A 25512-nucleotide genomic window follows, 5' to 3' on the forward strand; every position below is an offset into this window, starting at 1 on the left:
GTGTACGTGCTGCCGCCGGACGCCGGACACCCTCGTGCGCATCCCCAGGCCCCCGAATAGCCACGCTTCGCCCCTCCCGGCCGGCGTGCTCCTGCGTTGAGCCTCACTGCTGCCCTTGTGTGCTCTTACCGCGTCCCCTTGCGCGAGTCGTTATCGAGAATAACCGGTCCGTGCCGCGCCCGGGAGGCCACTGACTGTCCCGCATCTGTAGGCCTAAAGTCCTGCGCTGCCGTGGTTCGCGGCTTACGGGTGCCGAGGTCTTCCAGGTAACCGACCAACACATGGTGCAGTGCGTCCGCCCCGACGATCCGCTCGTCCGGCAGCCGCAGGTCGGGCGGAGCGAGCACCATCGCCCGGTCCTGCCAGCCTCCGAGCCCACCGTGACAACCGACCAGCCCCTCGAACGCGGCCACCTCGCCGGTCTCCGGATCGACCGCGCTGTTGACGTACAGATCCGGTGCCTCGGGCATCCTCACCACCCGCAGGACGTCGAGCCGCGCGCGCTCGCCGAACGGAGCCAGCGGGTCGTCGCCGGTGACGGTGCCGGTCTCGAGCACGTGCACCCCTCTCGCGCCGACGACCAGCGGCCCGTGTTCGGCGCTGAGGACGGCGACGAACCCGATCCCGCCGTGCTCGGCCAGCCCGGGGATCAGGGCCGGCCAGCGCCTGCTGATCTCCTCGAACGTGAGCCGCCGATCACCCGGTACGCAGATCAGGCCCAGGTTTCCCGAGCCCAGCACGATCAGCTCGGACCCGGTGGCGACGTCGGGCAAATCGGTCTGGTGGTGCACGCGTTCGGCCACGTTCCGCGCGATCCGCGGGCCGGTGCCCTTCGAGCCGGACAGGTCGTCGAGCAGCCCCTCCAACCGGCCCCAGCCCTCGACGGGCTTCTCCACGGCCTCCACGTTCGCCTCGGTCAGCCGGGCACAGAGGCCGGCGAGGTCGAGGCCGTACCGATCGGCGAACGTCTCCCCCTGCGACTGACCATGATCGGACAGCACCACGATCCGGTACGGCCGGGGTGCCTCGGCGGCCAGTTCCTCCAGGCAAGCAAGCGTTCGGTCGAGTTTGTCCAACGTGGCCAGGGATTCCGGCCGGAGGACGCCGGCGTGGTGCGCGACCTCGTCGTAGTCCACGTAGTCGACGTAGATCGCCTTCGTCCCGCGCAGCATCTCCTCGGCGACGAGTGCGGTGTTGAGATCCCGCAGCACGACATTGGTCACCGCGCGCAGTCCCGCGAACACCCAGCCCCGATGAACGCGCGGCCGGATGTCGTTCCGCCGCTGGCGCCGGGCCTGGAACCGCTCCCGCGCGACCTCCGCGATCGCGCCCGACAGACTGCCCGCGAACCCGTCCGGCCGAGCCAGGTACCACGCGACGCGGCGGCGGGTGTCCGCCGATCCGCGGCTCAGCTCCATCCGGCTCATCGTCAGCAACGACCGCTCCGCATCCCCGCTGAACAGGTTGGACACACTGACCCCGCCACCGGCCAGCAAGCCCTGACCGTCCGATGCGCGCTCCTCGATCACCGTGGCGTCCGCGACCCGGTTGGCCACCAGGACCTTGCCCGTCCCCCGGTCGTACCAGCGGAACGCCGGGATCCCGTCGATCGTGCCGTGCAGGATGCCGAGCTGACTGGCCGGAGTGGTCGCCGGTAGCCGTGGCGTCCACTCGACCAGGTGGTACCCGCGATCACGGACCCATCGGCTCACCGTCGGCAGGGTCGAGGCCAGCAGACACCAGCGGAGCATGGGATACGGAACCCCGTCGAGCTGCACGAACACGACCCCGGGAACGTCCGGATCCTCGACCGCCTGACGCCGCCGACGGGCCCGCCGGACCAACGCGGCGGTGAAGGCCTCCGGCGTACCGGAGGTGAGCAGCCAGGCGAGGACGGTGCAGACGATGGACGCGATCCACGCGGCCGCGAGTACGACACCGAACGAGCTCGCCTCGATCCCCGGGATCACCCAGAGCGCCGCGGCGAGGATGAGAGCCTGCCCGAAGATCGCGAGCAGCAACACGGCCAGCCAGCCGATCGCGGCACTCGCGACCACGAGCAGTGGACGCACCACCGCGCCCACCACCAAGGTGGCCGCCGAGGCGAGGAGAATCTGGCCGATCGAACTGAACCGCAGACCACTCAGCACCGCGTCCGCGAACCCGAGCGCCAGGGCGGCCCCGATCCAGGTGACCAGGACACGCCCCAGGTCGCCCAGGCGGAACGCCGGCCGGGCGCCGCCCAGGCGAGCCACCGGTCCCGCGCTCTCAGGTGCGGATCACGCCCGGCCTGGTCAACGCCCAGATCACCCAGACATCCAGGGCGATCACCAGCAACGACCAGAACGGGTAGTAGGGGATGAAGAAGAAGTTGTCGATCGCACTCAGCACGGCGAGGAACAGGGCGGTGATCCCTGCCCAGGTCTGCCGGGAGTACAGCCCCCACGCGACCACCAGCAGCAGGGCGCCGAGGATCAGGTGGATCCAGCCCCAGGCGGTCGTGTCGAGATTGAACGTGTACCCGCGTGCGACGACGTAGAACTCGTCGTCGATGACCGCCACCAGGCCCGCGATCACCTGGAAGACGCCGACCAGCACGAGCATCGTCGCCGCGAAGGTGACTCCGCCGGTCGCCCAACCGGACACCGGTTGCTGCGACCTGTCGGTTTCCTGGACCATCGTTGCCTCCCCAATCGTCAGTCCTGCTCCGACGCTAGGACCGCCACCCCACCCCCGAATCACCCCGAACGGGTGAGACAACAGCTCACCCCGGGTGACCGGTCCGCCGCGAGACCTGGATACGGCGGCCGGTTCCCCCGGAAATCTGGTGACGACGAGTTGGAGACAGAGCGAACTCTGGTGGAGACAGTTGGTGGCGACAGTCAGCGGTCAGGGGCGGCGTTCAGCCTCAGGAGACGCGCTCAGTGGTGAGGCGACTGGTTCAGCGGTGGTTCAGCGGTGGTTCAGCGGATGGGGGTGATGGTGAGGGCGTCGCCGACCGGGCGTTCGCCGGCGGCGTCGGAGGGGGTGTTGAGGACTTTGCCCTCGGCAACCATCGTGGTCGAGCCGCCACCGTCGAGGTTGATGGCCTCGCGCAGCCCGAACGACTTGGCGACCGCGGCCGCTTCGCCGATGCCGAGGCCGAGGCTGTTCACCGAGCGGCCGTCGGCGGTGATCAGGACGGTCCGGCCCTGCTGGTCGACGCCGGCGATGGTGCGCGGATTCCGCTTGTGGACCCAGCCGTAGTAGAAGCTCCGGTTCTCGGCCGGCGCCATCCCGTCCGCCTTCGGGGTGGTGTCGAACCGCCCGTCGGTCAGCAGGTTGGGTCCGCCGTTGACGATCGTGGCCCGCGGCGACAACCCCACCTCGCGGCCCCGCTCGTCGGTCAGCGCGGCGCGGATCTCCAGCCGCCGCCCCACCTTCGCCGCGGCCAGCAATGCATCGACCTGCGTCCCGGTCGCCTGCACGGTCCGCCCGCCCTCGGGAATCGCCCCGCCCCGCGTCGCCCGGATCGCGGTCACGACTCCCCGCCGATCCACGATCGCCTCCGCACCCGGCCCACTCGGCGTCGCGACCCCGTACGCCGCGTCGAACGCGATCAGCTCGTCCGCGTCGGTACACGTGACGTCGTGCAACGGCTTCGCGGTCGGCAGGTCGTCCGCGGTGCCACCACAGTTCCGGATCAGACCGGGCACCCTGTTCAGCCCGTCGAGCGGCAACGGCCGACCGATCCCGCGGACCTCACCGCGCCAGCCGAACCGCTCGACCGACGTACCGCGCGCGTTGTCCGCGATCACCAGCGCCGGTCGTCCCGCGGTCGGCTCGCTGACCAGCCGCCCGTCGTACACGGCGACGCCGGCCGGATCACCAGGCGCACCCGCCTTCGGGTCCAGCACGAAGAAGCCCGCGTTCACGGCCGCGGTCGCACCCGTCAACGTCGCGAGCGTGCTCGTCGTCTCCCGCTGCTCAAGGTCCAGCCCGTACGACGCGTCGAGCGTGCCGCGGAACTTCTTCGGATCGACCGTGAGCACCTGGACATGCCACGGCCCGGTGGAACCGCTGACGTCGTCGGGCTCGCCGTCCCACCCCGTGTACAGGCTCGATCCGCTCAGTCCGGCCGCGATCACCTTGGTCCGCACCGCGTCGGCCTCGGCCTTCGTCGGCAGCGAACCGACCCGCACCCGCCACCCCAGGCTGCCGCCACCCGCGTCGGTCAGCTGTGGCGTCGGCACCGACTCGACCCGCGCGTCCAGCCCGGCAGCCCTCAGCTTGGCCGCCGTGGCGTCCGCGGTGGGTTGGTCCGACAACGCCGTCGCGGGCGCGTCCGGATCGGGCGAACTGGACGGGATCGCGACCTCGACCGTCCAGCGCGAGACCGCTGGATCGGTCTGGCCGCGGACGATCGTGGTCAGGGTGACACCGGGCTGCAGGGCCCGCGTGGTCCGGGTCTCCTGGAGACCGGCTGGCCCCAACGGCAGAGCGACCGTGGCGCTCGCGGTGTCGGTGAACGGCTGGGCGACCGCCGTGCCGGTCAGGACCGAGCCCACGGAGAGAACCGCGAGCAGGCCCACGGCGGGGCGGGACGAGTGGCGGAAGGTCATGCCCTCATTCCTATGTCAGCGATCTACCGCCCGCAAAGACCTCACAGTGAACTGGCAACGACCTCTCCATGACCTCATGGGTCCGATCGGCCATGACGAAGGGCCCGGGTGGTCACCCGGGCCCTGCTGTCAGCTCTGACCGGATCAGGCCGGCGCGTCACCGTGGTCCGGGATCTCCAGCTGCACGCCGCCCTGCTGGGCCGACTTGTGCGCGAAGATGCCGGGCAGGGTGTACCGGGCCGCGACCCAGGCGTTGACCGGCGGGACCGCCTTGTCGACGACCGCGCGAACGAAGTCGTCGGCAAGGAAGTGGTGCGAACCCTCGTGCCCGTTGTGCAGGCCGGCGAACTCCTTCGGCAGCCGGTCCCGGTCGTGCACCGGGGACAGCCCGGACAGGAACGCGTCCCGCAGCGCCGGGTCGACGTTCGCGAGGTCCTCGTCCTCCAGGTCGCCGCTCGGCTTCGTCTCCATCAGCTGGCTGATGTCCTCGACGCCCTCCTTGGTCTGCCAGACCGTGGTGGTCGCGAGCTGCTCGAAGCTGCCCTCGGTGCCGAACACGCGCAGCCGGGACTCGCGGATGTGCGACGGGTACCCGACCCGGCGCATCTCGTTGGTCCGCATCACGCCGCCGTCGGCCAGCTTGAACAGCGCGGTCGCGTTGCTGAAGTCGTTGCCGAACTGGCTGACGTCCTTGTCGAAGACACCGTCACCGCGGTCGTCCTGGACGCCGATGCAGGACACGTGCGTCGCGTGCTGCCCGGTCACCGAGAGAACGTTGCCCACGGCATGCGTCGGGTAGAGCATGGGCGGGAAGGACGCCGTCTTCTTCCACTCCTCGCCACCGCTGTACTGGTACGCGGCGTAGAAGCCCAGGTCCATGTCGTGGACGTAGTCGCCCTCGCAGTAGAAGACCCGGCCGAACTCGCCCTTGTCCAGCTTCTCCCGGCAGTACACCGAGGACGGGTAGTAGAAGCTGGTCTCCCCCATCATGTAGGTCAGGCCGGTCTCCTTGACCAGCTCGATGATCCGGGCGATCTGGTCCGCCTCGATCGCCATCGGCACCGTCGAGTACACGTGCTTGCCGGCCTGCAGGGCCTGGATCGCCATCTCGCCGTGCAGCCAGCGCTGGGTGAAGATCGCCACCGCGTCGACGTCCGAGGCGAGCATGTCCTCGAACGAGGAGTAGGTGACCTTCACCCCCAGCCGCTCGGCCATCTCGGCCAGCCGGTCCGGCAGCACATCGGTCAGCCGGACCTCCGTGACGTCGGGGTGCGCGGTCCACAACCGCAGGAACGAGGGGGCGAACTGGCCGGCGCCGACCACACCGATGCTGATGCTCATGGATCAAGGCAATCACACATTTTTGTTCCACGAAAGAACAAATCCGCACGTTGAAATATGTGACGCCCACCACGCCGCCCATCACCTCCGCCCCGCCCCGCCTCTCCCCCACCCCGCACTTTGTGCACGGACCGGTCAGCCAGCGACCACCGAGACGACTGGCCGGCGCACAAAGAGCCAGCAAGCGGCTGGTGGGCGCACAAAATGCGAGCTGGGGGCGGGGCCCGACGAGCCAGCTCAGCGCCTCGGCCGGGGTGCGAGGTGCGAGGTGCGCCGCAGTCACCCTCCCGGCATCTCCCCCCACCTTGTGCATAGGCCGGTCAGCCAGCGTCCACCGAGACGGCTGGCCGGCGCACAAAGAGCCAGCGACCCCGCCGCTGTGTGCACAAAGTCCGAGGTGAGGCGGAGGCGGATACGCGGTGCGGAGTGCGCCGCCGTCGCCTCCACCCTTCCCCCACCCCCACTTTGTGCACCGGCCAGTCAGCCAGCGACCACCAAGACGGCTGGACGGCGCACAAAGAGCCAGCGACCCCGCCGCTGTGTGCACAAAGTCCGAGGTGAGGCGGAGGCGGCGTACACAGTACGAGGTGCGACCGCCGTCGCCCCCACCCTTCCCCCACCCCCACTTTGCGCACCGGCCAGTCAGCCAGCGACCACCAAGACGACTGGACGATGCACAAAGAGCCAGCAGACGGCCGGTGGGCGCACAAAGTGCGAGCTGGCGGCGGGGGGACGCGGGCCGAGGTGCGCCACCGTCGCCCCCACCCCTCCACCACCCCCACTTTGCGCACCGGCCAGCCAGCCAGCGACCACCAACACGACTGGACGATGCACAAAGAGCCAGCCGGCGGCTGGTGGGCGCACAAAGTGCAAGCTGTGGGCGCGGGACACGGGCCGAGGTGCGCCACCGTCGCCCCCCACCCCTCCACCACCCCCACTTTGCGCACCGGCCAGCCAGCCAGCGACCACCAAGACGACTGGACGATGCACAACGAGCCAGCAGACGGCTGGTGGGCGCACAAAGTGCGAGGTGGCGGCGGAAGGCGCGGAGGTGCGGGGCGCGGGTGTGCGGGGCGTGGGGGTGGAGGGGGCTAATGGGTCGGGGTGAGGAGGAGGTTGGGGTGGTCGGTGGTGATGCCGTCGACGCCGAGGGTGGTTGCTTCGGCCAGGGTTTCGGGGTCGGGGACCGGCCAGGCCGTGACCGAGAGGCCTTCGGCGTGCAGTTTGGCCACGCCGTCGGCGGTCAGGCCGGCGATGCCGCACAGGGCCCACTCGGCCTCGGCGGCCCGGGTCAAGGCGAGCACGTCGGCGACGTCCGGGGTACGACCGAAGATCAGGCCGGTCGTCGCGGTCGGCAGGGCCCGGCGGACGGCGAGCAGGATGTCGGCGTGCGAGGACGTCACCATCGTCCGCGCGGCCAGCTCCGGGTCCGCCTCGAGGGACGCGACCAGCAGCGGTACCGCGCGCGCCGCCTTCACCTCGGCCTGGAACCGGACGTCGACCGCCTCGATGGTCTCCTCCCAGGTCGGGACCTGCTCACCCCGACCGGCGTCGAGGGCCCGCAGCTCGTCGAAGGTGAGGTCCTCGACCGCGCCCGAGCCGTTGGTGGTGCGGTCGACGGTCGCGTCGTGCAGCACCACCAGCCGGTCGTCGGCGGTGACCCGCAGGTCGAGCTCGATCTCGTCGCACCCGGCCTCGACGCCTCGGCGGAACGAGCGCAGCGTGTTCTCCGGTTCGGATCCCATCGCGCCGCGATGGCCGGTGATGATCAAAGCACCTTCTCCTCGTAGAGTCGTCGAACCTCGTCACCGATGGCCTCCAGGCGATCGGCGACCGCACCGAAGACCTTCTTCGGCGCCGCGTTGTCGGCGTAGATCTGCTGCAGGCCGGTGTAGATGGCCACGTTCGCGTTCCGCCCGTAGAGCCGGATCGCGTCCTGCTGGCGGGCGTTCGCGAGCTGGGCGATCGCGACCCCGTAGTTCGGTTCGTCGGCGACCAGCTTCTGCAGCGCCGGGTCCTCGCGCGCCTTGTCGACCACCGGGAGGTACCCGGTCTGTGTGGTCCACCAGGCCGAGTTCTCCGGCAGCGCGAGGAAGGCGAGGAACGCGGCCGCCGCCTGCTTGCGTTCGGCCGAGGCGTTCCGGAACATCCCGATCCCACCGCCACCGGTGGCGATCCCGGCCGCCACCTCGGCCGGGATGAACCCGGCGCCGACCTTGAACTTCGCCTTGCTCATAGCGCTTTTCAGGCCACCGGTGGAGTCCTGGCACATCGCGACCAGGCCGCCGGCGAAGTCCGTCATCGGGCTGCTGGCCATGTACCCGTGCCCGTCGGAGTGGATCAGCTGCCGCTGGAACTCGCCGGCCGCGACCGCGCCGTCCTGGTCGATCGCGACGTCCAGCCCGTTCGAGTACGCGCCGCCGAACTGCCAGACGTTGCCCTGGAACTGCCAGTCGCCGTCCACCTTGGCCAGTGCCAGCGTCCGCATCGGCCGGCCCTTGGCGTCGACCTTGGCGAGCGTGTCACCCCAGGACCGCATCTCGCTCCAGGTCCGCGGCGCCCGGTCCGGCAGCCCGGCCTTCGCGAAGACGTCCCGGTTGTAATAGAGGATCGGCGTACTGCGCGCGAACGGCACGCACCAGCTCTGCCCCTTCACGACGTACTCGTTGAACAGCTTCTGGTGGAACACCGCGGGCCCGAACCCGTCGGTGAAGTACCCGTTCAGCGGCTCCAGCGCGTCGTTCAGGAAGAACCGTTCCCAGGTCACGTCGGACAGCACCGCGATGTCGGGTGCCTGCCGGGCGATCAGCCCGGCCGCGACCTTCTGCGCGACGTCGTCGTAGCTGCCCTGGAACTGCGCCTCGACGTAGACGTCGGTCTGCGATTCGTTGAACTTGGCAACGAGCTTGTCGACCGCCTTGCCGTTCGCGCCGCCGTAGGAGGACCAGAACACCACCCGGGTCCGGTGCGCGTACCGCTTCGGCACCGTCCCGGCCGGCTGCTCGTACTCGGCGTCCAGCGAGCGGTACCCGCAGCCGGCCAGGGTCGCCGCCAGGCCGAGCCCCAAGAACGCTCTGCGCTTCATGCTCATCCCTTCAACGCTCCTTGGGTGATGCCGCCGACGATGTAGCGCTGGGCGACGAGGAAGATCAGCAGCATCGGCGCGAGCACGAGCAGCGTGCCGGCCATGATCGTGCCCCAGTTCGCCAGCCCTTCCTCGTCCTTGAGGATCAGCAGCCCGACCGGCAGGGTCCGCATCTCGGCCGTGTTCGTGACGATCAGCGGCCAGACGAAGTTGTTCCACTCCTCCACCGCGGTGATCACCACGACCGTGATCAGCATCGGCCGCGACATCGGCAGCACGACCCGCCACAGCGTCCGCAGGTGCCCGGCCCCGTCGACGGCGGCGGCGTCGGTGACCTCCGTCGGCAAGGTGAGGAAGTGCTGCCGCATCAGGAAGGTGGCGAACGCCGAGCCGATACCGGGGATGATCAGGCCCGCGTAGGTGTTGATCCAGCCGAGCGACGCGACGGTCAGGTAGTTCGGCAGCAGCGTGACGTGCCCGGGCACCATCATCGCGCCGAGGATCAGCAGGAACAGCGGCTTCTTGAACGGGAACCGCAGATAGGCGAAGGCGTACGCCGTCAGCACGGCGTTGGCCACCTTCAGCGCGGTCCCGGCGACCGTGATCACGGTCGAGTTCAGGAAGAACCGGTCGAACGGCGCCGCGTTCCACGCCAGCGAGAAGTTCTCCCAGCTGAACGTGTCCGGCCACCAGTCCGGCGGCCACTGGTAGATGTCGGCCGGCTGCTTCACCGCGGTGCTGATCAGCCAGTACAGCGGGCCGAGGAAGATCGCGGCGACGCCGAGCAGGACGACGTACTGGAGCGCTCGTACCTTCACTTGTAGTGCACCCGCCTCTCCATCACCCGGGCCTGCACGGTGGTGACGACGAGCAGGATGACGAACATGATGATCGACAGCGTCGCCGCGCGGCCCGCGTTGAACGCCTGGAAGCCCTCGTTGTAGATCGACCAGCTCAGCGTGGTGGTCGCGTCACCCGGACCGCCGCCGGTCATCACCGCGATCACGTCGAAGGCCTGGAACGTGCCGATCACCGTGGTGATCAGCAGGAAGAACGTGATCGGTGTGAGCAACGGCAGCTTGATCGCCCGGAACCGGGTCCAGGTGCTCGCGCCGTCGATCGCGGCCGCCTCGTCGAGCTCCTTCGGCAGCCCCTGCAGACCGGCCAGGTAGATCAGCGCGGTGAAGCCGACGTTCTTCCACAGGTAGACGATGACCAGACCCGGCAGCGCCCAGTCGGAGTTGTTCATCCAGTCCGGCGGTTCGGCGCCGAGCGGTTCGATCAGCGCCCGCATCAGGCCGTAGCCGGGGTCGAAGATGAACAGCCAGATCGTCGCGACCGCGGCACCGGACAGGATGTGCGGCGCGAACGACATCGTCCGGACCAGGCCGCGGCCCTTCAGCGGCTGGTTGAACAGCAGCGCCAGCGCGAGCCCGATCACCAGGCTGCCGAGCACGATCAGACCGGTGAACGCGACGGTGATCCCGAGCGTCTTGTGGAACGCGGGGTCGGTCAGCGTGTTCGCGTAGTTGGTCAGCCCGACGAACTCCGGCCGGGCCGCGATCATGTTCCAGTCGGTCAGGCTGAGGAACGCGTTGTATACGATCGGCCAGTACGCGAACACCGCGATCACCAGCAGGTTCGGCGCCACCAGGAGCGCGAACAGGCCGTACTCGCGGCGCCGCTGCCTGCGCCGTTGGTTGCTGTGGGCAATTTGCCGGTGCTGGTCGGGATGCGACCGGGCCGGCAGGTCGAGAACTGTCACGCCACCCTCTTCCTGGACGGGTCGAGCAACCCCAGCAACGCCTCGGCGAGGCCGGCCGGCGCGGCGAGCAGGCCACCCGGCAAGGGCGTACCCGGTCCACCGACCGTCGTGGCTCCGGCCTCCCGCGCGATCAACGCGCCGGCGGCGACGTCCCAGGGCTGGATCACGTGTTCGTAGTACGCGTCGGCCGTCCCGTCGGCCACCGAGCACAGGTCGAGCGCCGCGGATCCCCCACGGCGCAGGTCGCGGACTCCGGGGAGTACGCGACCGAGGTACTCCGCCTGCTCCGCCCGGCGATCGGCCAGGTAGGAGAAGCCGGTGGCCACCAGCGCCTCCGCGAGTCCGCGGGAGGTCCGGAGCTGGAGCGGACGGCCGTCCCGGGTGGCACCGGCGCCACGGACCGCGGACCAGGTGATCCCGGTCGTCGGCTGGTGCACCACTCCGGCCAGGGCGCCCTCGCCGTCCTCGACCGCGATGCTCACACACCAGTCGGGCCGGCCGTACAGGTAGTTCACGGTGCCGTCGAGCGGGTCGATCACCCAGGTGAGCCCGCTGACGGACGCCGTCCGGGCGCCTTCCTCACCGAGCACCCCGTCCTTCGGCCGCTCGGCGGCCAGCCCGGTGACGATCAGACGCTCGGAGGCGCGGTCCGCGGCACTGACGGGATCGGTGCCGGAACTCTTCGTCTGTGCCTGCTCCACCGAGAGCCCGGCCTGCCGCCCGAGCAACTCGACGCCGGCCTCGAGGGCGAGCCGAGTGGCGAGGGCGAGCAGGTCGCGGGGAGCGTCTGTGAGCGGCACGCGTGTGAAATTATCATCGAATCATGGTTTCAAACAGCCCACGGATGTGAATTTCTCACTGAATTCACATCAGTCGTCGTCATCGCGCAGCCGGACGCCCGTGACACCCTCCAACGAGCCCAGCGCGAGGACAAGGTCCTGCAGCGGCGGCCGGCCCCGGAACCGCATCGCGGCGCGGACCTGCGGCGTCCCGCTGTCCCGGTACGCCTCGGTCCCGACGACGGAGGCCTCGAAACCCATCGACGTCGCCGTGGACAGGATGGTGCGCAGCACGCCGTTGCCGTCCAGGTACCGCACCGTAACGATGCGGCGGCGGTCCGGTGACGGCAGGAACTGCGCCAGCCGCCCGAACGCGCCGACCGCGATCAGGTGCAGCACGGTGGCGGCCGCGGCCAGGATCGGCATCCCGGCCCCGCAGGCCATGCCGATCGCGGCCGTCATCCAGATCGTGGCGGCAGTGGTCAGCCCGCGAACCACGTCGCGGCGCATGAAGATCACCCCGGCGCCGAGGAACCCGACGCCGGAGACGATCTGGGCGGCGATCCGGGACGGGTCCAGGTTCACGTCCGTCCCGAGCACCCCGGCGAAGCCGAAGCCGGAGACGAGGGTGAACAGAGCCGATCCGGTGCCGACCAGGGTGTGTGTACGCAACCCGGCACTCTTCTGCTGCAGCTGACGCTCCACCCCGATGAGCATGGACAGCCCGAAGGCCATCAGCAGGAGCAGCAATTCGGTCCAGGTCGTCGAGGTGACCAAGTCCATAGCCTGACCAGTTCCCCTTTCCTCAGCGTTGCACGCCTACCGGCTCGCGGCCGACGAGGTAAGCGGCCACCGCCTCGGCGGCGATCGACCCGGCCCGCAGTGCGGTCTGCTGGGTGGCGCCTGCGAGGTGTGGCGTCATGACCACGTTCGGTGCCGTCAGCAGGCGCGATCCGGGCGGGACCGGTTCGGCCGCGAACACGTCGAACGCCGCGGCACCAAGGTGCCCGGACTCCAGCGCGTCCACGGTCGCGTCGTAGTCGAGCAGACCACCACGCGCTGTGTTGACCAGGACGCTCCCCCGGCGCATCCGGGCGAGCTGGTCGGCGCCGATCATGCCGCGCGTCGTGTCGGTCAGCCGGGCGTGCAGGCTGACCACGTCCGACTGCCGCAACAGGTCGTTCAGCTCGACCACCTCGACCCCGTCCGGCGGCGCGGCCCGGTCCAGGATCGGATCCACGACGAGCACCCGTGCTCCGAAGGCGAGCATGACCCGGGCGACCCGTCTGCCGATCGCGCCATACCCGATCAGGCCGACGGTCGCACCGTCCAGCTCGGTACCGCACTCGTCGTACGCATAGAGGTCGCTACGCCACTCCCCCTGTTCGAGCGTGCGCTGCAACTGGGGGAGCCGGCGCATCGCGCCCATCATCAGGGCGACCGCGTGCTCGGCGGCGGCGACCGCGTTCCGGCCGGGGGTGGACGCGACCGTGATCCCGCGCTTGATCGCGGCCGGGACGTTCACGTTGACCGGGCCGCCGCGGCAGCAGACCAGGAAGCGCAGGTCGGGAGCAGCATCCAGGACGCGTTCGGTGAACGGGCCCATCTGGGTGACCGCCAACTCGACCCCGGGCAGGGCCCCGATCAGCTGGTCCTCCGCGTCACTGGCCTCGTCCACCTCGGCGACCGGACCGAACGGCGTGAGCGGCCACGGCAGCGTGACCTCCCGGAACTCGAACCGCACGTCGGGCAGGGCGGTCAGCGCGGCGGCGAGCAGCTCGTTGCGGACGAAGTGGTCGCCGGCCAGCAGGGCCTTGACGGTTCTCATCGAACTCCTGGTGTCGTTGTCGTCGGTTGCGGCGTCGTCGGGTACGGAGCAGGATCGGCCCAGCGCGGCCGGGCGGCCTCGATCCTGCGCAGGTAGTGCGCGTAGCCCTCGGCGTAGAAGGCGGCGCGGGCCGGGTCGGGATCGACCTGCCGGGTCTCGGCGATCCACTCGTCGCCGACCGGGCCGAGCCCCCGCTTCGCAGCGACGACGGCACCCCGGGCGGCGACCTGGGACGCCTCGGTCGTGTGCAGCGGGCTGTTCAGGACGTCCGCGAGGATCTGTGTCCACTCACCGCTGCGGGCACCGCCACCGCAGACGGTCACCTTGCCGGTCCAGCCGGCCGCGTCCAGGCAGTGCCGCGCGGCGTACGCGATGCCCTCGCAGGTGGCACGGACCAGGTCCGCCTGGGACGTGGCGAGCGAGATCCCGTCGAAGCTGCCGCGGGCCCTGGTGTCGACGAACGGCGCCCGCTCGCCCGCCTCGGACAGGTACGGGAGGACGGTGACGCCGTTGGCACCAGGTGGACTTTCCGCGAGCAACCCGGCGAGCTTGTCGGTCCCCAGGCCGACCAGGGCGAGTACCCGGTCGAGCGCCGCGGTCCCCACCATCGCGGGCATCGCGCGGAGCCAGACACCGGGCGTCCAGGTCCCGAGGAAGAGCCCGGCCGGTTCGCCGTCGACGGGCAGATCCCGGGTGACCACCTGGCACGCGAGCGTCGTACCGACCGTGAGCAGAGCGTCGCCGACCTCGGTCACGCCGGCGCCGATCGCGGCCGCGGGCAGGTCGTAAGGTCCGGCGGAAACCCTTGTCCCCAAGGGCAAACCGGTCCCTGGATCGGTCAGCTCGCCGATCGGTCCCTTCGGCTCGACCGGGGCGAGGATGTGCCGCCAATCGGTCAGACCGCACGCGGCGAGCGCCTCGTCGTTGTACTCACCGGTGCGTGGATCGAGGAACGGCGCCGACGCGTCGGACACGTCGGTCGCGCGAACTCCGGTCAGCCGCTGCATCACGACGTCCTTGCAGTACGCCGCGGTGGCCGCTGCCCGCAGGACGTCCGGCTCCTCGGCGAGTACGGCGGCCAGCAGCGGGCCGGACGCGCCGGGGAACATCCGGTTCCCGGATCGGCGGAAGACCTGGTCGGCCACGCCGTCGGTCGTCCACTGCTCCAGGATCGAACTGCTCCGCGCGTCCAGCCACGAGATCGCCGGCCGGACCGCGTGCCCGGTGGCGTCCACCAGCCAGAGCCCGTCGCCCTGGCCCGTGATCGCCAGCACCCCGACCTCGGTGGCAGTCGTACGCTCGGCCAGCTCGGCGACCACCTCGTTGACCGAGGCAACGATCTCGGCGGTGTCGTGCTCGAACCGGCCCGGTCCCGGCCGGACCAGCCGGGTCGGGCGGGACGCCTCGGCCAGCTGGCGGCCGTGCTCGTCGAAGGCGACGGCCTTCGTGACGGTGGTGCCGACATCTACTCCGACGTCCACCCCGGACTCCTCTCTAGAGTTGCGCGACCTCCACGGAGGCGCCGTGGTCGCGCAGGGTCTTGACCAGGTCGGCCGGTGTCTTCTCGTCCACCACGACCGCGTCGAAGTCGGTCAGCGGGGCCAGCCGGTGCAGCGCGGTCCGCTGCAGCTTGCCGTGGTCGACGAGCAGCACCTTGGTCGCCGCGGACCGCAGCATCGCCTGCTTGACCAGGACGATCTCCTGCTCCTGGTGGAACGCGTGCGTCGGCGACACTGCCGACACGCTGCAGAACAGCAGGTCCGTGTGCAGGGCCTGGACCGCCTCGGCGCACGGCATCCCGCCGAACGAGTCGTGCGTGGCCGAGTAGATCCCGCCGAGCGCGAGCAGCGTGACGTCGCGGTACCCGGCCAGCTTGCTGATCGCGGGCAGGAAGTTCGTCGCCACGGTCAACGGGGTGATGTCCTCGAGCAGGTCGACCAGGGCGAGCGCGCTGGTCGAGTCGTCCAGCATCACCGACATGCCCGGCTCGATCATCGCCCGGGCGTGCCGCGCGATCGCCGCCTTCTCCGCGTGCGCCGCGGTCATCCGGTACGCCACGTTCGACTCGAACACGCTGGTCGGCTGGGCGGTGACGCCACCGCGGTACTTACGGACGACGCCGCGGCGTTCGAGTTCGTCGAGGTCGCGGTGCACTGTCATCACGCTGACGCCGAACGCCTCGACCAGGTCGTTGGCGGAGACGGAGCCGTGTTGCACGACGTACTCGGCGATCTCGGCCTGGCGGCGGGCCGGGCGGCTCAGTTCGGTGGTGTCACCGTCGGCATCGGTCATGCGGGGATCTCCGTTCGGACTGCGGGGATGTTGTAGGCCTCGAGTCCAACTCTGCCGTCCTGCCACCGCAGCCGCACCAACGCCGCCGGTCCGAGCATCGGCAACAACCGCCGGTACTCGGTCAGCTCGATGCCGAGAACGCGGCAGACCAGTAACCGGATCAGGGTGTTGTGCGCGACCAGGAGCACCTTCTGACCCTGGTGCCGCGCGGCGATCTCGTGGAACGCCTCGGTGACCCGATCGGCCGCGGCCGCTGGATCTTCGCCACCGGGGAAGTGCGAGCCGACCGGGTCCAGCTCGAACGCCTTCGCGACCGCGGGCGGCAGTTCGCTGAGCATCTTGCCCTCGGCCGACCCGAAGTCGACCTCGCGGAGCCGGGCGTCGACCGTCGGGGTCAGCCCCAACGCGGCCGCCGTCGGCTCGACGGTCTGCCGGGCCCGCAGCATCGGCGACGACCAGAGCGCGTCCGGCGCGAAGTCGGCCGCCCAGTCCCGGAGCACCAACGCCTGCTGCCGGCCGACGTCGTCGATCGGCAGGTCCGACGACCCGGTGTACCGGTTGCCGTGGTGCCACTCGGTCCGGCCGTGCCTGGCCAGGACGATCGTCGTTCTCATCGCAGGTACCCCCTGGTCTCGAGTTCGGCCACGAACGCGGAGTACAGCTCGTCCAGTCGCGGGCGCGAGCGCGGCTCGATCACCCGGGCGACCCGCACCATCCGGCCCGCGGTCTCCGTCACCGAGGTCCCGGCCGACGCCGCAAGAACCGCCATCCCGAACGCCGGATCAGGGGCCGCCGGCAACTCCACCGGTACGCCGAGGACGTCGGCGCGGAGCTGGTTCCAGTGGTCGCTGCGGACCGCGCCACCGGTGAGGGACACGGACCGCAGCGGTTCGGCGCCGAGACGGACCAGGTGGTCGAACGCCAGCCGCTCGACGAACGCGACGCCCTGCTGGACCGCGATGTACCGGTGCAGGTCGTCCTGGATCTCGCCGAGCTCGAAGCCCTCCGCATCGGGGGCGACGAACGGAAACCGCTCACCGCGCTTGGTCAAGGGATAGATCGTGGCGCCGATCGGCCCGTCGGTGTCGGTGAGCTCGGTGGCGGCCCGGTCGAGCGCCTCCAGGTCGGCGCCGGGGAGCATCGTGGTCAGCGCGCCGGCGCCCGTGTTCGACGCGCCGCCGGGGAGCCAGCCGCCGTCGGGATGACGGTGACTGTAGACGGCGCCGGTCGGGTCCTCGATCAGGTCCTTGGTGACGCCCTTGAGGACGAGGGTGGTGCCGAGGACCGAGTTCCACGCGCCCGGGCTGAGTGCGCCCGCCGCGAGTTGGGCGGCGCACCCGTCGGTCATCCCGGCCAGGATCGGCGTCCCCTCGGGGAGCCCGGTGACCTTGGCCTTCGCCGCGGACACCCGGCCGATCTCGGTCCCCGGCAGGACCACCTCGGGGAGGAGATCCGGGGCGAGACCGAGCCGTTCGTAAGCCTCGACGGGCCAGGCGCCGATCGGTCCGACAGTGAGGTCGTACCCGGTCTTGAGCGCGTGGCTGGTGTCGGTGGCGACCGGGTGACCGGCAAGGTCGGCGGCGACCACGTCCGCGCTGTGGGCGACGAGGTGGTCGCCCCGTGCGAGCCAGAGGATCTTCGGCAGCGCCCAGGTCGGCTGCATCGAGGTGGCCCAGCGCCCGGGATCGGCGGCGACCACCTTCGGCAGGATGGCGGCGGCCCGGGCGTCGTCGTACATCAGGGCCGGGCCGGCCGGACGACCCGCGCGGTCGGTGAGCAGGACGGTGCCGGAGGTCGAGCAGATCGCGAGGCCGCGGACTTCCGGCGTCGCGACCTCGGCGAGCACGTTCTCGACCGCGGTGATCCACTCGTGCGGATCCTGCTCGTGCCGATCACCGGTCCGCGTACTGGTCAGTGGCCGCGCTGTATGGGCCAGGACGGTCCCGTCGTCCCCGGCCAGGACGGCCCGGACGCTCTGGGTGCCGAGGTCCACGCCGATCCAGGCCACCACGCTCTCCCCTCACCGATGTTAGCTAGATTGATAACATAACATCGGATCGCGATAAGAGTTGTGCCGGTTCCATACTGCGCAACAGACGGGGGCAACGGAAAGCCCCGCGTTCCACGGTGGGGAACGCGGGGCTGTCCGCAGTACATGTCAGGAGTGCATCAACAGCAACGACCGATCGGCCGTCGCGACCCCGATCCGGCCGCCGTCGAGAGCGCCGTACGCCCCGATCGGGCCGGTCGCCGGTCGGCCGTGCCGGTTCACCCAGAAGCCCCAGCCGGCCGGTGCGTCCGGCCAAGCAGGGTCGGGCTCCCAGCCGGGCGGCGGCCGCCAGCTGTCACTCGGCGGTTCCGGCCAGCTGGGTGGCGGATTGAATCTGTGCACGGGCGGCCCTTCCGGATTCCCCAGGAGACCCGGGATCAACAAGTCACTGACTCGTCAACGACCAGGTCGTCCGAACGTCACGCCTAAATCTTCGTAAAGTTTATGGCGAAACCCCGTGTCGCGCGCAAGGAACAGACAGTAGTCGTCTATCACTCTCCGCACTGTTGCCGAGAGCAATCGCCTGCTCACGATCCGCGATCCTGGCTACTCGCAGGCGACCCCGTCGTCGTCCCGGTCGAGATGCGACGCATAGCCCGGATCCCCGCGATACAAGGGAGTCACACCCGCGGCCCGCGCTTCCGAGCAGTTCGCGTAGGAGACGTTCACCCGCTCCGTCGTGCGCGTACTGGTTGCCTTCGGCGCCGCCGTCCTGGTCTGCCTGACCAAGGGCGCCGGCTGCGTCGCCGTCCTCGTTTGCGTCGGCTTGACCGTGACGGTCCGCGGTGGCGGCGCGGGCTGCGTGACGGTTGCCGTCGGCCCCGGCACGGTCTCCCGAACCGTCACAGTGGTCTCCGGCCCAGGCACCGTCCGAGTGACAGTCGGCTTGTCCACCGCCTGCGAAGCCTGCCCGGTTCCTCCGCTGAGCGCGCTCAGCACCAGGATGAGCAGCACCCCACCAGCCCCACCCACGGCCGCCAGTCGACCTCGGCCGACCGAGCCGTACAGACCTCGCGGGCCGAGGCTGCGGCCGCCGCGCTCGTTGACCCAGAACCGCCAGCGCGGCGGTGGCGCCGGCCAGGACGGGTCGGGACGCCAGCCCGGCGGAGGTCGCCAGTCGGGCGTCGGTGGAGCCGGCCAGCCCGGCGGTGAATTGAAGTGATCCATGGAAGTTCCCCCCTCCGGCGGCTACATCCTGTGACGGGGGTGCCGCGTTACAGGAAATTGCCGAGGCGGCAGGTCGGGGCTTGACATCGACGGTGGGTGGGCGGACCTTGAATTCAGTCGATCGGCGTCGTGGGGGGACCATGGATACTGATCAGGGCTCTGTCGTGCTGCGCCGGTTCAGCGGCTGTCTGCACGGAGCCACACTGCTCACTCTGCACTGCGATTCGCGCCGGCCCGGGGAGCCTTTCGGGACCGACGTCGTCAAGCAACTGGCCGCCGACGGGCTGCTCGGCCACGTCCTGTGGAGTACCGCGTGTACGCCACGGGACGTGCTCGCCGGAGGTTTCCAGGTACTCCGGGAGAACGGGCTGTTCCTCGCCCGGGTGGATCTCAGTGGAGTCCCCGGGGACCCAGGCCGCCTGCGGGAGCTGATCGCGGCCGTCCAGCTGCTCCGGCGACTCGGGATCCTGGTCGAGTACGAGCTGGACCTGTTCGCCGGGGCGCCGCGGTTCTCCGGCGTCCGGGACAAGATCGCGATGATGCGGTACGTGGTCGCGGACGGGACCGTGCCGGCGATGTTCACGACCGGGCCGATCGAGGGTCCGTGCTCACCCTGGCTGGACGGCTACCGGCGCCAGCTCGCGATCGCGGTCGAACCGTGGATCGGGCCCGGTGGACTCGCCGGTCAGCTCGCGCAGGCGTGGGCCGAGATCGTCGTCGCGGAGCGGCTCATGCTCGCGCTCAGCGGGGTCGCCGCACACCGGATCGCCTTGCAGCGCTTGACTCTGCGGACCAACACCGTGCTGCTCGACCTGGTCAGCGCCGGCGCCCGGGAGTACGAGACGACCGGCGGCACCCGGCTGCTGGACGACGACCTGATCCTGCCCGTGGCCGAACCGCTCGCCGCCCGCATGATTGCCCTGCGCAACAACTTCCTCCAGGTCAACGGCCCCGCTCTGCGGGCTGACGGATCGATCCGCTGACCCGGACCAGCTGGGTGCCCATGGCAACGGCACCAGCGGCCGCGAGCGCCTCGGCGGGACTACGGCCGCCGTCGGTTCCGCCTTTCGATCTCGGTGATAGGGCCTTCCGATCCTCGCTTTAACGTTGTAATAATGGCGCAGGGATCCGTACCGTCCGCCCACGAAGGGGTCCGCCATGAGGCTCGTCCGCCCGCTCCTCACCGCCTTGTTCGCCACCCTGCTCGCCACCGGGACCGCCGCGGCGGCCGAACCGGTGCCGCCTGAACCCGCCGCCCCGGAGACCGTGATGGCCCAGACCTTCCGCAACCCGGTGAACGCCGGGGCCGACCCGTCGCTGCTGTACCACAACGGCCGGTACTACGTGGCGACGACGACCGGGAACCGGATCGGGATCTGGTCCTCCCCCAGCCTGGCCACGTTGCTGGTCGCCCCGGAGACCGTGGTCTACCGGGAGTCCGACCCGAGCCGCAACACCCAGATGTGGGCGCCCGCGTTCCGGCACGTCGGCAACCGCTGGTACGTGTACTACACCGCCTCCGACGGGGTCGACGCGAACCACCGGATGTACGTGCTCGAGTCGGCCGGCGACGACCCGCTCGGCCCGTACACGTTCAAGGCCAAGATCGCCGACTTCGGGGAGTACGCGATCGACGGCGAACCGATCACGCACAACGGGCAGCAGTACTTCGTCTGGGCCGGCCCGGGTCGCGGGATGGGCGGTCCGGCGCAGCTGTACATCGTCCGGATGAGCAACCCGTGGACGGCGACCGGCGCCCGCGTCGCGATCCCGGCCAGCGGTGGCTGCAACGAGGTCCGGGAGGGTCCGACGCCGCTGTACCGCAACGGCCGCACGTTCCTCACGTACTCCAGTTGCGACACCGGCAAACCGGACTACCAGCTGTGGATGAAGAGCATCGCCAACGGCGCCGACCCGATGGTCGCGGCGAACTGGGTCCAGCATCCGGGCCCGATCTTCTCCCGCAACGACGCGACCGGCGTCTGGGGACCGGGGCACCACTCGTTCTTCACCTCGCCCGACGGCACCGAGGACTGGATCGCGTACCACGGCAAGAACACCAGCCAGTACACGTACTCGTTCCGCACCAGCCGGGTGCAGAAGATCGGCTGGAACGCCGACGGCACCCCGAACCTCGGCCGCCCGCTGGCCGCCGGCGCCACCCAGACCCTGCCGTCCGGCGACCCGGGCGCGGCCACCTCGGTGATCAACGACACCGACGTCGGGACCGGCCTCAACCAGGTCCAGTACTCCGGGGTCTGGAACTCCGGGTCCGGTTGCGGCGTGCAGTGCTTCTGGGGCAACGACCACTGGAGCGGGGCGGCCGGCAACACGGCGACGATCCGGTTCAGCGGGACCAAGGTGGCGTTGCTCAGCGTGCGCGACGTCGGCAACGGGATCGCCGCGATCTCGATCGACGGCGGGCCCGAGCAACGGGTCGACTACTACAGCTCGATCCGGGTCGGGGAGCAGCTGAACTACGTCAGCCCGACCCTGCCGGCGGGCGAGCACACGCTCAGGGTCCGGGTCACCGGGGAGAAGAACCCGGCCTCCACCAGTACCCAGGTCAGCATCGATCGGATCGAGGTGTACTGATCCGGTCGCGGGCCGGTGTCACCGCCGGATGACAGAATGGCCGGGTGCCTGAGACCTCGTCGTTGCTGCTCGCCGGGCAGGAGTCTGCCTGGAAGCGGATCCTCACGCACCCGTTCGTCACCCGGACCTCTGCCGGCACACTGCCCCGGGCCAGGTTCGACCGGTGGCTGACCGAGGACTACTTCTTCGTGCTGGCGTTCCGCGCGTTCCTGCGGGAGCTGAGCACGATCGCGCCGGACGACGCGGCGCGGGAGGTACTGGCCGGTGGTCTCGCGGCGCTGGAGCCCGAGCTGGCGCTGTTCGAGGCCGAGGCCGCCGAGCGCGGGCTCGACCTGGCCGTCGAGCCGTCGCTGCTGAACCTCGGGTACTCGTCCTACCTGCTCGCGTCGGTGCACGCGGGCTGGCCGGTCGGGATCACGGTGCTGTACGCGGTGGAGAAGGCGTACTACGACGCGTGGGCCTCGGTCCGGGACACGACCGGCCCGGACACGCCGTACGCCGGGTTCGTCGCGAACTGGTCGTCGCCGGAGTTCGCGGCGTACGTCGAGCAACTGGCCGGCCTGGTCGACCGCGAGCAGCCGGCCGCGGAACTGACGCTCGCCTTCGACCGGGTGGTGCGGTTCGAACTGGCGTTCTGGGATCTGGTGCAGGGGTGAAGACAGCGGTTCTCGCGAGTGGCCTGGTGCTGCTCGGGCTCCTCGGTGGTGCCGCCGGGTACGAGATTGGCCGGCGCACCGAGTCGGCCGCGGCGGGCGGGACCGGGCCGGGCGAAGCCACGACCGAGCCGACTCCGCCGCCGGCGTTCGCCCTGAAGACCCCGGTTCCGAACTCGCTGCCCGGTCTCAAGGTGAAGGGGATGCGGTTCCAGGACCACACCTTCTCGGTCCGGCAGGAGCCGCAGCCGTCGGTCCGGGTGTCGCTCGCGACCCCGCGCGGCTGGCGGCTCACCACCTCGCCCGACACCCCGGGCGAGGTGAAGTTCCTGGATCCGCTGCGCGAGCGCGCGGTGCGGGTGGAGTCCGGCTTTCCCGCCGACCTGACGCCGGCCCAGTTGCTGGACAAGCTGATCGGCGACCTCCGGTCCAGCCAGCCGCCGGAGAACGACCTGCGCATCCTGGAGCAAGGCGCCGACACCGTGACCGACGAGGAAGGCACCCGGCGGGACATCGCGACGCTGATCTACACCTACATCCCGAAGGAGACCCGACGGTACGTGATCGTCCGCTGGGTAGCGGCCGGCGGTGACGACAAGGCCACCGTCGAGATGAGCATCACCGGTCTGCCACAGGACGCCGACGGGCTCGGCGCGGTGCTGTTCGAGGCGACCAAGACGGTCGGCCAGAAGGACTGAGCCCGCGCTCCGGACGAACCTTCCGGCGGTGATTTTGGCCGCCCGGGCCAACCAAGAGGGCCGCTGCGTCGTCTCAGTCGTAGGCCCGCGAACGCGGGCGAGCCTGATTCGGTGGAGGAGGCATGCGCGTGGTCAGCAGAGTCGCGGGCACCATGCTGCTCGCCTCCGGCCTGCTCGGCATCGCCGCCCTCGGTACCGCCGGTGGGTACGGCGTCGGCCTGCTCACCTCGGCCGACGCGCAGACCTCGGGATCACCCGCACCGATCGGCTCGACGACGCCCACGCCCACGGAACCGGTGAAGACCGGGTTGCCCGACAACACCCCGGCGCTGGACAAGGGCGACCTGCGGTACAAGACCCGCTCGTTCGTGGCGGACTGGGCCGTGCGCTCGAACGTGACGGTGAAGGTGCCCTCCAACTGGTGGATGACCCAGCCGGATCCGAAGAAGGAAGCCCGGTTCACCGATCCGACGGGCAAGCGCTTCGTCCGGATCGAGGCCGGTTTCACCATCACCCGGCCGCCGACCGCCTCCCTCGAGGCCAAGATTCAGGCGCTCAGGGGAGTCCCGCCGAGCCAGGCCCTGAAGATCCTCTCGCGCGACGTCGCCGACGACGGCCGCACAGCCACCCTGGTCTACACCTACATCCCGCAGGAATCGGTCCGCCACGTGGTGGTCCGGTGGGTCGCCCTGGACGACTCCGGCAACTGCGCCGTCGAGATCAGCGCGGGTGGTCTGCCGCAGGACGAGCAGGCGGTCCGGGACGTGCTCGAACACGCCACCGACACGGTGACGCGGACGGACCAGGCCACATAGTTGCCTAGGGCAAGCTAGGGCGCTACTCCGCCGGCCAGATGGTGCGGAAGACCGCGGACCGGAGCCGGTAGAACCTGCGCCGGCTCGACTGGCGGAACGCGGGGGACAACCGGAACCGTTCGACGACGTCTCTCACAATGATCCTCACCCCCGGATCAGGTGACCGTGGCGGTCACGTTCTCTCATGCTGCGGCAGCGTAGACCCGCCCCGGCATTCCGCCGAAATCTCGCTGACGCCGACACCACTCGGCTTCACCACGGCACAGGCCCGCAACCCCGGCAGAGCCCGATCCTCGAAGTACCGCTGCGCCGCGAACCCGGCCCCACCACCGACCAGGAAGACCACCACGGCAGCGGCGATCCACCGGCCCTTCCGCCGCCCCACCTTCTCCGGCGCCCGCTCGACAACAGCAGTCTCGGCATCCGGGCCACCCACCGACACCCGCGCAGCACCGGCCTGCGCGGCGAAAGGCCCGCTGCCAGCCTGCGCACCACCGGACGCCGCGCCACCCTGCGGGCTCCCGGACGCCGCGCCACCGTGAGCAGTGCCGGGAGCTGCGCCGCCCTTGGTGGTGGTGCTGGAGTGCGCCGTGCCGGATGTGGCGCCGATCCGCGCTGTGTCAGCCGCAGGATCCACCGGTGCGGCGCCAGCCGCACCTCCCGGCTGGGAGGCGCCGGGAGCGACACCTGTTTGAGCGCTGCCGGGCTGGGCGGTGCCTGTTCCGGCGGCTGGTGGGGTGCTCGGAGCGGCTTGGGCTGGGGTGGCTTCGCCGGGGTCGGGTTCGGGTTTGATGGGGCTGAGGGTGCGGTGGGAGGCGGGGCCGGCGCCGGCGGTGTCGGCGGGGTCCCACCACTCGACGGTGACGGACTTCTCCACCGAGGGCTTGAAGACGGTGGGCGCGTTGGCGTCGCTGAGCGTGGTGACTCCGGGGTCTTTGCCGCCCGCATCCTTCGGTTCAGCCGGTACCACGATCGTGGCGAGCGCCGCGCCGGGGACGAAGTCGTGGGTAGTCTCGTCGAGGGCGCCGACGAGTTCGCGGGTGAAGGCGGCCACGTCGGGCCAGCGGTTCTCGCGGTTCGGGTCGAGGGCGCGGACGATCGCCGCGTCCACCTTGTCCGGGACCGCGAATCCGAGCGCGCTCGGCGGTTCCGGCGCCTTGACGCGACCGGCCGCGCCCAGGCCGTCCACCTGGTGCGGCGACCGCCCGGTCAGCGCCGCGTAGGCGACCGCGCCCAGCGAGTACTGGTCGGCGCGCTGGTCCAGCCGCTCCCCCATCGCCTGCTCGGGTGCCACGTAGGACGGCGTACCGCCCGGCATGGTGATCCGGGAGACCTCGTCCAGCGACTTGCCCAGCCCCAGGTCGGACAGGACGGCGCGCTCGCCCTCGTCCGTCCCGCGGAACAGCACGTTCGCCGGTTTCACGTCACGGTGCAGCAGCCCGCGCCGGTGCAGCGCCTGGAGACCCCGGCCGACCTGGACCACCACGCCGATCGCGGTCGACAGGTCCAGCGGCTCCTTCTTCAACCGGTCCGCGAGCGTGCCGCGGTCGGCGTACGTCAGCACCAGGAACGGGCGGCCGTCCTCGAGCTCGCCGACGTCGTGCACCTGGACGACGTGCTCGGACTCGACCCGGCGCAGGAACCGGCCCTCCTCGAGGAACCGCCGCCGGACGGAGTCGTCGTGGGCCCAGTTCTCGGCCAGCACCTTGACCGCGACCTCGGCGTCGAGCTGCTCGTCGTAGCCGAGCCACACGGTCGCGAACCCGCCTGAGCCCAGGCGACGGCGCACGACGTACCGCCCGAGTCTGGTTGGGACCCCCATACAAGGCATTATGGATCACTG

23 protein-coding genes are annotated in these 25512 nt (G+C 70.4%); 5 read left to right on the top strand and 18 right to left on the bottom strand.

Translation table 11 applies throughout. From position 1 onward, the window contains the following. Positions 1-125: 125 nt before the first annotated feature. From FB561_RS05655 to FB561_RS38185, 17 genes are all read right to left on the bottom strand, one after another. A complete protein-coding gene (locus FB561_RS05655) occupies positions 126-2255 on the bottom strand; it encodes a phage holin family protein (protein ID WP_145803741.1) in 2130 nt (709 codons plus the stop codon). A gap of 13 nt (positions 2256-2268) precedes the next feature. Beyond that, the gene (locus tag FB561_RS05660; protein ID WP_145803743.1) at positions 2269-2679 is read right to left on the bottom strand and encodes a DUF7144 family membrane protein; all 411 of its coding nucleotides are present in this window, start codon (positions 2677-2679) and stop codon (positions 2269-2271) included. A gap of 284 nt (positions 2680-2963) precedes the next feature. Continuing rightward, a complete protein-coding gene (locus tag FB561_RS05665) occupies positions 2964-4601 on the bottom strand; it encodes a phosphodiester glycosidase family protein (protein ID WP_145803745.1) in 1638 nt (545 codons plus the stop codon). 144 nt (positions 4602-4745) lie between these two features. Further along, a complete protein-coding gene (locus FB561_RS05670; protein ID WP_145803747.1) occupies positions 4746-5942 on the bottom strand; it encodes a Gfo/Idh/MocA family protein in 1197 nt (398 codons plus the stop codon). 1091 nt (positions 5943-7033) lie between these two features. Next, positions 7034-7714 carry a glycerophosphodiester phosphodiesterase gene (locus FB561_RS05675; protein ID WP_145803749.1) on the bottom strand — a complete coding sequence of 227 codons (681 nt, stop codon included), beginning with the start codon at positions 7712-7714 and terminating at the stop codon, positions 7034-7036. Then, a complete protein-coding gene (locus FB561_RS05680; protein WP_170284584.1) occupies positions 7711-9027 on the bottom strand; it encodes an ABC transporter substrate-binding protein in 1317 nt (438 codons plus the stop codon). The genes FB561_RS05675 and FB561_RS05680 overlap by 4 nt, the downstream gene beginning before the upstream one ends. Positions 9028-9029: 2 nt before the next feature. After that, positions 9030-9845, bottom strand: a complete 816-nt coding sequence (locus tag FB561_RS05685; protein WP_145803763.1) for a carbohydrate ABC transporter permease — start codon at positions 9843-9845, stop codon at positions 9030-9032. After that, positions 9842-10792, bottom strand: coding sequence for a carbohydrate ABC transporter permease (locus FB561_RS05690; protein WP_238334666.1), 951 nt, complete (start codon positions 10790-10792; stop codon positions 9842-9844). The genes FB561_RS05685 and FB561_RS05690 overlap by 4 nt, the downstream gene beginning before the upstream one ends. Then, positions 10789-11592, bottom strand: coding sequence for an inositol monophosphatase family protein (locus tag FB561_RS05695; RefSeq protein ID WP_145803770.1), 804 nt, complete (start codon positions 11590-11592; stop codon positions 10789-10791). The genes FB561_RS05690 and FB561_RS05695 overlap by 4 nt, the downstream gene beginning before the upstream one ends. A 69-nt stretch (positions 11593-11661) precedes the next feature. Continuing rightward, positions 11662-12354: an MgtC/SapB family protein gene (locus FB561_RS05700; RefSeq protein WP_145803778.1), complete on the bottom strand. Its 693-nt coding sequence runs from the start codon at positions 12352-12354 to the stop codon at positions 11662-11664. A gap of 22 nt (positions 12355-12376) precedes the next feature. Next, a complete protein-coding gene (locus tag FB561_RS05705; protein WP_145803785.1) occupies positions 12377-13399 on the bottom strand; it encodes a 2-hydroxyacid dehydrogenase in 1023 nt (340 codons plus the stop codon). Next, the gene (locus FB561_RS05710; protein WP_145803787.1) at positions 13396-14880 is read right to left on the bottom strand and encodes an FGGY-family carbohydrate kinase; all 1485 of its coding nucleotides are present in this window, start codon (positions 14878-14880) and stop codon (positions 13396-13398) included. Before FB561_RS05710 ends, FB561_RS05705 begins: the two co-directional genes overlap by 4 nt. A gap of 13 nt (positions 14881-14893) precedes the next feature. Then, complete coding sequence (locus tag FB561_RS05715) at positions 14894-15691, bottom strand: DeoR/GlpR family DNA-binding transcription regulator (protein WP_145803789.1); 798 nt, start codon at positions 15689-15691, stop codon at positions 14894-14896. Then, positions 15688-16305 (bottom strand): histidine phosphatase family protein, encoded by a 618-nt coding sequence (locus FB561_RS05720; RefSeq protein WP_145803791.1) that lies wholly within the window; start codon positions 16303-16305, stop codon positions 15688-15690. The genes FB561_RS05715 and FB561_RS05720 overlap by 4 nt, the downstream gene beginning before the upstream one ends. Next, entirely contained in the window at positions 16302-17699 is a 1398-nt protein-coding gene (locus FB561_RS05725) for an FGGY-family carbohydrate kinase (RefSeq protein ID WP_145812778.1), read from the bottom strand. The genes FB561_RS05720 and FB561_RS05725 overlap by 4 nt, the downstream gene beginning before the upstream one ends. 150 nt (positions 17700-17849) lie before the next feature. After that, a complete protein-coding gene (locus FB561_RS05730) occupies positions 17850-18083 on the bottom strand; it encodes a hypothetical protein (RefSeq protein ID WP_145803793.1) in 234 nt (77 codons plus the stop codon). 204 nt (positions 18084-18287) lie between these two features. Further along, a complete protein-coding gene (locus FB561_RS38185; protein WP_202880550.1) occupies positions 18288-18908 on the bottom strand; it encodes an excalibur calcium-binding domain-containing protein in 621 nt (206 codons plus the stop codon). 140 nt (positions 18909-19048) lie between these two features. Here FB561_RS38185 and FB561_RS05740 point away from each other — a divergent pair, with 140 nt between their 5' ends. From FB561_RS05740 to FB561_RS05760, 5 genes are all read left to right on the top strand, one after another. Beyond that, positions 19049-19891, top strand: coding sequence for a hypothetical protein (locus FB561_RS05740; RefSeq protein WP_145803795.1), 843 nt, complete (start codon positions 19049-19051; stop codon positions 19889-19891). Between the two features lie 175 nt (positions 19892-20066). Continuing rightward, the gene (locus FB561_RS05745) at positions 20067-21503 is read left to right on the top strand and encodes a family 43 glycosylhydrolase (RefSeq protein ID WP_145803797.1); all 1437 of its coding nucleotides are present in this window, start codon (positions 20067-20069) and stop codon (positions 21501-21503) included. A gap of 44 nt (positions 21504-21547) precedes the next feature. Next, positions 21548-22159: a thiaminase II/PqqC family protein gene (locus tag FB561_RS05750; RefSeq protein ID WP_145803799.1), complete on the top strand. Its 612-nt coding sequence runs from the start codon at positions 21548-21550 to the stop codon at positions 22157-22159. Next, complete coding sequence (locus FB561_RS05755) at positions 22156-22854, top strand: hypothetical protein (protein WP_145803801.1); 699 nt, start codon at positions 22156-22158, stop codon at positions 22852-22854. The genes FB561_RS05750 and FB561_RS05755 overlap by 4 nt, the downstream gene beginning before the upstream one ends. A gap of 128 nt (positions 22855-22982) precedes the next feature. Further along, on the top strand, positions 22983-23669 hold the full coding sequence (locus FB561_RS05760) for a ubiquitin family protein (protein WP_145803803.1): 687 nt from the start codon (positions 22983-22985) through the stop codon (positions 23667-23669). A 172-nt stretch (positions 23670-23841) separates the two neighbouring features. Here FB561_RS05760 and FB561_RS38500 read toward each other — a convergent pair whose 3' ends face one another. Then, positions 23842-25491 (bottom strand): serine/threonine-protein kinase, encoded by a 1650-nt coding sequence (locus tag FB561_RS38500; RefSeq protein ID WP_238334667.1) that lies wholly within the window; start codon positions 25489-25491, stop codon positions 23842-23844. Positions 25492-25512: the final 21 nt, after the last annotated feature.

It is taken from the genome of Kribbella amoyensis (assembly GCF_007828865.1).
Classification (GTDB): Bacteria; Actinomycetota; Actinomycetes; order Propionibacteriales; family Kribbellaceae; genus Kribbella; species Kribbella amoyensis.